The organism is Martelella sp. UBA3392 (assembly GCF_002358775.1).
GTDB classification, from domain to species: domain Bacteria; phylum Pseudomonadota; class Alphaproteobacteria; order Rhizobiales; family Rhizobiaceae; genus Martelella; species Martelella mediterranea.
Genome location: NZ_DEPM01000267.1, coordinates 1 through 6,324 on the forward strand (window position 1 = coordinate 1; position 6,324 = coordinate 6,324).

The 6,324-nt window shown below is 57.4% G+C and carries 4 protein-coding genes and 1 pseudogene; 3 read left to right on the forward strand and 2 right to left on the reverse strand.

Annotation, left to right across the window (positions count from 1 at the left end; translation table 11 throughout):
- The 3 genes from B4E36_RS20690 to B4E36_RS20700 form a co-directional block, all read left to right on the forward strand.
- Positions 1–209 (forward strand): hypothetical protein (locus B4E36_RS20690; protein WP_345900768.1); only part of this gene is annotated, 209 nt, incomplete at its 5' end.
- Between the two features lie 795 nt (positions 210–1,004).
- Complete coding sequence (locus tag B4E36_RS20695) at positions 1,005–4,202, forward strand: hypothetical protein (RefSeq protein WP_345900769.1); 3,198 nt, start codon at positions 1,005–1,007, stop codon at positions 4,200–4,202.
- 3 nt (positions 4,203–4,205) lie between these two features.
- Positions 4,206–4,916, forward strand: a complete 711-nt coding sequence (locus B4E36_RS20700; RefSeq protein ID WP_345900770.1) for a hypothetical protein — start codon at positions 4,206–4,208, stop codon at positions 4,914–4,916.
- A gap of 114 nt (positions 4,917–5,030) precedes the next feature.
- Here B4E36_RS20700 and B4E36_RS20705 read toward each other — a convergent pair whose 3' ends face one another.
- Together B4E36_RS20705 and B4E36_RS20710 are read right to left on the reverse strand one after the other, a co-directional pair.
- The gene (locus B4E36_RS20705; protein WP_345900771.1) at positions 5,031–6,080 is read right to left on the reverse strand and encodes a type IIL restriction-modification enzyme MmeI; all 1,050 of its coding nucleotides are present in this window, start codon (positions 6,078–6,080) and stop codon (positions 5,031–5,033) included.
- A pseudogene (locus B4E36_RS20710) lies at positions 6,057–6,290 on the reverse strand (DNA methyltransferase); the annotation flags it as partial. The gene B4E36_RS20705 and the pseudogene B4E36_RS20710, both read right to left, overlap by 24 nt.
- Between the last annotated feature and the right edge of the window lie 34 nt (positions 6,291–6,324).

The following is a 6,324-nucleotide window of genomic DNA, read 5'->3' on the forward strand; positions in this document are numbered from 1 at the left end:
TGATTTTAACGAGTCCTGAGCCTAAGGAAGCCATTGGCAGCGACAAGAAGTTCAGCCTCACTATTGAACAGACCGGGCTGTGGGGGCAGCTTTACTGGTATCTATTCACAAAAGACCCAGCGGTAAAAGTGCCCGCTTGGTTGGCCTTCTGGTCTGTCTTCTTGGGTGCGGCTGGATTGCTGCTTGCTATATTTTCATTTTTTGTCTGAAGCATCAGATTTTAGATTAGAGCCCGTGAAGCAAATCACACGCCTCTTAGGCATAGCGCCACAGGCGAGCTCTTCACGTTCAAGCAATCCAATCCAATTTTAATCGATTATTTTGCAGGATCAGCGAAAGGCAGCGATGTCCTCTCTTCCGACCATGGACGGCCAGGTCATGCTGCACGATGCCGCCGACAGCCGGTTTTGGGGAAGCTGCACAGCGACGATAGGCAACCCGACGAACGGCAGCCAAGGGCCGCAAGTGACCATGCCTCTGCCAAGCGCGAATGCCCGCTTTGTTAGTCGCCGCGTGAAAAGCCGACTGTCAGCAGTCGGGCCCGTCTCTGCCGGTCCCCTTCACGCCTCCATTCCGGCCGTTCAACTGTCTCTTGCGATCTCCCGAAAGCCGACAATCCATATGGTGTAACCAAGCGCTAGCCCGATTACTTCAGCATATATGTTCGGATCCCACCCGGTCCGCCATAGCCGCCGCTTTCCCTCTATGCACGATATTTGCCTGCAATCACCGCATTCCACCAGTTAGCATGCAAAACCGCCGATTCTACGCCACAGTCCGATAAAAATTGAGAGCCTGCGAACGGCGTGTCCCTATTCCACGAAGGCTAGACGGAGACATCTTCGACAGTTCAAACGAACGCAAAACTTGCTAAGAGAGTGTACTATTATAGTATCAACGAAACTCACCCAGCCACGCGGCGGGGATTTCAATCAGGATGTTATCGATTAATGTCTGTGCAATCGAATATTTTCCGCAATGACGATTTGACCGGATAGGCAAATATGAACAGCATCGCTGAGGGGCTGCAAATTCTGTCTCCTGACGACCTTCCGATTCTCGCGGAGCTTGATTCCCGCGATGCAAGCCTATGGCTAATGCCGTCCTTTGCCGAGGCGGCTGGGCCAGAAGCGACCGCAAGTATTTTAAGCCTGCCTTGGGAATTCGTCCTGAGCGAGACCGCATCGGAAAGCTTGCTCAAGGCTGTTGATAGTTTGGACAGTGCGATCGAGTCACCGCTCGTGCGCCGGAGGGGGCTGGTTCATGTCATCGATGTTCCGCCCTCAAGTACCGTGCTTCCGCCCCGCAGTCTTCCCGTCTTTCTGCTCAACGGCCGCACCGAGGCTGACCGTGCAGGCTTTGCCGCTCGGGCGAGGCGTATGGAAATGATCATGGAGTTGCAGCAACGCGGGGTCCGGAACCTCGTTTTGCTCGGCGGACCCGATCTGACACTGCCCGTCGAACTGGAACAACTTTGGCAGGATGGATTCCAGTGCGGCCTGGCGATCGTCAGCGATGATCCCGAGGCTCGGCACAAAATAAGCGACTGGCAAGGCGACGCGGGAGCGCGGCGGGTAACGCTGCTGCCGGCCCCCGCAGCGGTGATGTCGGAGGCCCTTCATAGGCGCTACACAGAACGCGTTGACGACCGGCTCATCATCCGCATCAGGGATGCACAAGGGGCCCGGCACCGTGTCGACCTATCTGGACGCGACGATCCCGAACATCCGCTGCTGGGTGTTTACGAACTGCTTTCGGAGGCTCATCTAGAATACGTGACGCCGGAAGGGCTGAGTTCAGAAGAAATCAACGGTTTTTTCAAGGATCCGTCGGCCTCATGGCGACCCTATGCTGCGCAAATGCCGTGGTCACGAGATGACCGAGCGCGGAACACCTTAACTAAGGCGCTTAGGGACCTCGACCGTAACGGGCCGGAGGCTAGCCGAATCTTCTATATCCGAGCGGAGTCAGGAGCTGGGGCGACCACGTTTCTCCGCGACCTCGCCTTCGGAGCGGCACTGGAGGGATATCCAACGCTGATAGCCGCCCAAGCCCCCTTTAGTCCTAACGGGCGCGGCGTCGCGAATTTCATTAACTCCTGCTTGAACGCTATCGCTTCAGCTGACATTGGCAAGGGTTTGCGCCAGTACGAGGCACCTTGGCTGATCGTATTCGATCGCTCGCAGTGGGAGGGGCGTGAAGGGGATATCGCGACTTTTGCTAGGCAGATCACTGAGGCTGGACGCCGAATTTGCATCGTCTTCGTGACAGATGCACTGCTACCGGTTGCCATTTACTCGGAGAAACGTCTGGAAAACCTGTGCGATCTGTCCCACGAGGTCTCGCAGGAAGCGGCGATGGCCTTAGGGCGGCACTTGAACCGTTTTCTTCGGCCGTTGGGCACGGCGCGTGATGCCCACGAATGGCAAGCATTCGTCAACCACTCACTCGTTGGTCCAGCCGGGGGAGGGTCGGTATTCTGGATCGCGCTGGCATTCTGGCTGCAACGGCAAATCGACCTTAACGAGACAGTACAGAGCTGGCTTTACGAGCAGTTCCGGCAGAAGGTTACTGACCCGGTGGCGCAGCGCGCGTTAGTAGACATCGCCGCCATGAGTACGGTGCGCCAGCTTCTTCCCGAGATACTGCTGCCCACGTCTGAAGACTTTCCGACACGTGACAAGCTTTCTGATCTGCAATCGACAGTCGGAGCCTTGGGTGTCGCACGCTATCGCTTTGGCACGGTAAGCCACTGGGCGATGATCCACGATCAACTGGGGCGGTTCCTTCTAACCGGGCTGTTTCACGACGTTCGCGCCCGCGATATGGCCGGACTGGCGGCGACGCAGAACCCCGATCACCTGCGGCTGATGGTCCTCGCGCGGATCGCCTCAAACCCAATGATTGCACACCCAGACCTGGTGGAACTGGCCGAAAACTTTGCCACCAGTGTCTTCAAAATCGACCCCGGACAAGGCCGCAGCGAGTTCGCCCTCTACTGGCGCGAAGCGCTGGCGGCTTTGGACGCGATGCCGAAAGCGTTTCGGATGACCAGCCGGACGTTTCTTCACCATTGCTCGATATCGCGGCGGCGCATCGCGAAGGACGACGTCATGTTCCCGATCACTGATGACGAGCGTGCCGATTTGTTACGGCGCTCCACCGGGGACATCGAAGCCGCGCTGGCACTCGAGCACGGTCCAGGGGGTGAGCCCGACCTAAACCTCTACAATTCCCTGGCTCATGCCTATCACGACCTCGCCGAGGTGGAGGCGCGTCGCGGAATGCCAACCGAACGGGTGGCGGCCCTACGCTCCGAAGCAAACAGAGCCACCTATAGAGCCTACAGACTGAACCCTGACAATTCCTACGTTCTGGAAATCTATGCGCGCGACCGGTTGATAGGGGCTGACGAGGATCCGGGCGGCGCGGCGAGCGTAGCACTGGAGGTTCTAGGTCTCGTCTACGGAGCAATGCAGCGAGAGACTGCGGAATTGCGTCGAAACGCGTTGTCGCGCCTCGCCGACAAGGCCTTCGATCTGCTGCTTCGGTCAGCAGGGACGGTGCAGGACACCGAGCCTTCAACCGAAGGCGAGGCCATTCAGCAGGCACTGTCGGCCTTGGGCGACGGGATGGCCCCGCGTGAGGGCATGTCGCTGGACGACTTCCCGCGCGCGAACCGCATCGACGCGGCTACCCGGCTGGGCCATCCGTTGCTGCGGGCCAACGCACAGGCGGTGCGGCTTCGCTACATCTTGGCGTGTATGGATCACCCGAAGGACTTCGCCGTCCAACTGGAGTTGCTCGAAACCCTTGATGGCAACCGGGCGATCCTATCGCCGCAGCTGGATCTGGAACTGGCGATTCTCATGCATCAGAGAGGTCGGCATCACCAGGGATCGCAGCGGTTCCAAAAATTGCGCCAGCTCTGGGCACGAGGTGAACATTACGTAGAGGTTCCAGACCGTCTCCGATGGTTGCTTGATGAGAGCACGGGGCAGAGGCGACAGGTCCGCGCCCGCATCGCGTCGGGAGGAGATGGAGCAAGACTTCATGCCAGAGTCGAAGAACTCCAGAACGACAGGGTCCCTTTTCGTATAGCCGAATTTGATAGCGCCCAACTACGGCCAGGCATGAATATTAGCGGCCTCATTTCTTTCGGCCACAACGGTCCGCTGCTGCGGCCACTAACGGCAGGTTGAGCGTTGATCGGACTCGTCGAAAGATACGCTAATGGAAAGGGTTGGAACGTCGGTACGGCCAACGTACTTGTCGAAGGCACAAGCGATGTTCGCTACCTGCGCCTCGCCCGCGACTTGTGGCGACGCGAAAGCAATCACGATCTCTTCGATTCCGGATTCGCCGTATTTGAGGCGGGGCTCAAGGATGATGGCGGTGTCCAAGGCGTGGTGCGAGAGTTGCAGGCGCTGCGTCAGATGGCTGTCCAAGACGCAGCAAGCCTGATGACAGAACGAAAGTTCGTGGGGTTGTTTGACAACGACCACGCGGGCCGCAAGCACGCACGCATGCTTTGCGAGATGGATTTCCGGGTGAAGCATTACCGAGATGTGTTCCTCCTGCACCCGAACATGCCAGCTTCAAATGGCGTCTTGGGTCCTGATCTGCAGCGCCGGGCTGAAGCGCAGAACAGCAGTTGCGCAGGGCTGGATTGGGAGATCGAGGACTTCTTGCCAGAGGATATTATCCGAGGGTTTTGCAATGCAAATCCTGGCGTGCTCATCCGCGAGCAAAAGATGGCGGGCCGCGTACATCGCGAGTTCACCAGGGTAGGCAAGGGACGATTGCAGAACTACGTCGCTAAGGAAGCGCTCGTTGAGGACATGATCGAGGTCATCCGTTTGACCTGCGCACTACGCGACTACTTGGGCTTGGAGCACCTTACCATGCGCCCATGACGGAGAGCATCTGGTACGGGACCAGATGACCAAATATATTTCAACAGACCACCAAATTGCCGTTTTAACTGCTCTCAACCGGATGGAGCCGTTGGTGATCCGACTTCATTGATTTTATGATGCTGTTTTCGTGCGCTGCTGGCGCGTTTTCGAATCCGACGCGGTGAGCGGAGTGGCAGTATTCTCGAAGAGCTTGAACAGGTGCTCGACGCGCTCGCGTTCGAACCGGAACCCCGAGCGACGGTAGAGGCTGTCTACTGCGCGGTCCAGTATTTCGTGCGCCTTGCGCAGCTTTGGGGGCATATTATCTGCGTCATAGAGGTCCTCTAGTGTCGCGCCGGGAAAGGACGCTCGTGCATTAAGAACGTCTTGCGACATCCTCTCGATTTTTTTGGCCTTTGCATCAGTAAGATCGGGCCAGGGGAATGAATTATAGACCGCAGGGGCGTGACTATAGTCACTCTTCATTCGCCCAGTGACCGTCCGCATCCAGCTCATGTGCATGGCAGATGTCAGAATGCCAAAATAGAGCAATGGCGCCCCAACAATGATTTGAAGTTTATTAGAGGCAACCACTTCAGGTGGCAGGACGGCCATGGGAATGTACTCTCGCGTCTCCGATGAAACCTCCGGTATGCCGAGATAGGCTTCGTCGGGCTGACGGTCCTGGGTGAAAAGCGTCGGATACTTGGCGAAGGCGCGAACGCTTTCTGTGGGGCTTTCCAGTCGACCGTCACGCACCCGCTTCAAGCGCTCCTGTATAGGAGCTGACGCTCGCAACTCAGCAGGATCCGCATTCTTGAGCCAAAGACACCACCGCCAGTCGCCGGAGATCAGTTCCTCGCCGCCCACATAGGGACGCAACCACTTTTTGGCCTGTGGTTCGCGCGCCAGAAGTTCGTCTCGGTTCTCCTTATCTAGGATCAGGTTGCTCGTCAGAGGGTAGTATCCCCCGCCTGGCTTCCGTCGCCTGGCCCCGTCGGTCGGCTGACTGCCTTTGTGCATCTTCAGTCGGCCCTTAGGTGGCTTGGAGCGCGCCGGGACAGCATACTGTGGTCCTTCAATCAGGTAGCCGTTTAAGCGCGAGACGGCGGACATATGCGGGTGGCCACGCATATGATCGTATTCATAAACGGCGCATTTTCGACTTGCGTCTCGGGTCATGCCAACTATGACACAATGGACAGCCGCTTTGCCGCGAGCCTCGGAGTTCCACTGGAAAGTCCGGTGTGCAAAGTGAATCAAAAGGTTCTGACCGAACATCCAAGGCCAAAGGATGCCGCACTGTTCGCCTTGAGTTATGGAGTTGGTGGCGACCAGAGCCATATCGATTGCAGAGTTTGCTTTCGAATACTCAGCCGCCTTCCGAAACCAGCATGTTACATAGGCTCAGGACTCGTTAAAATCA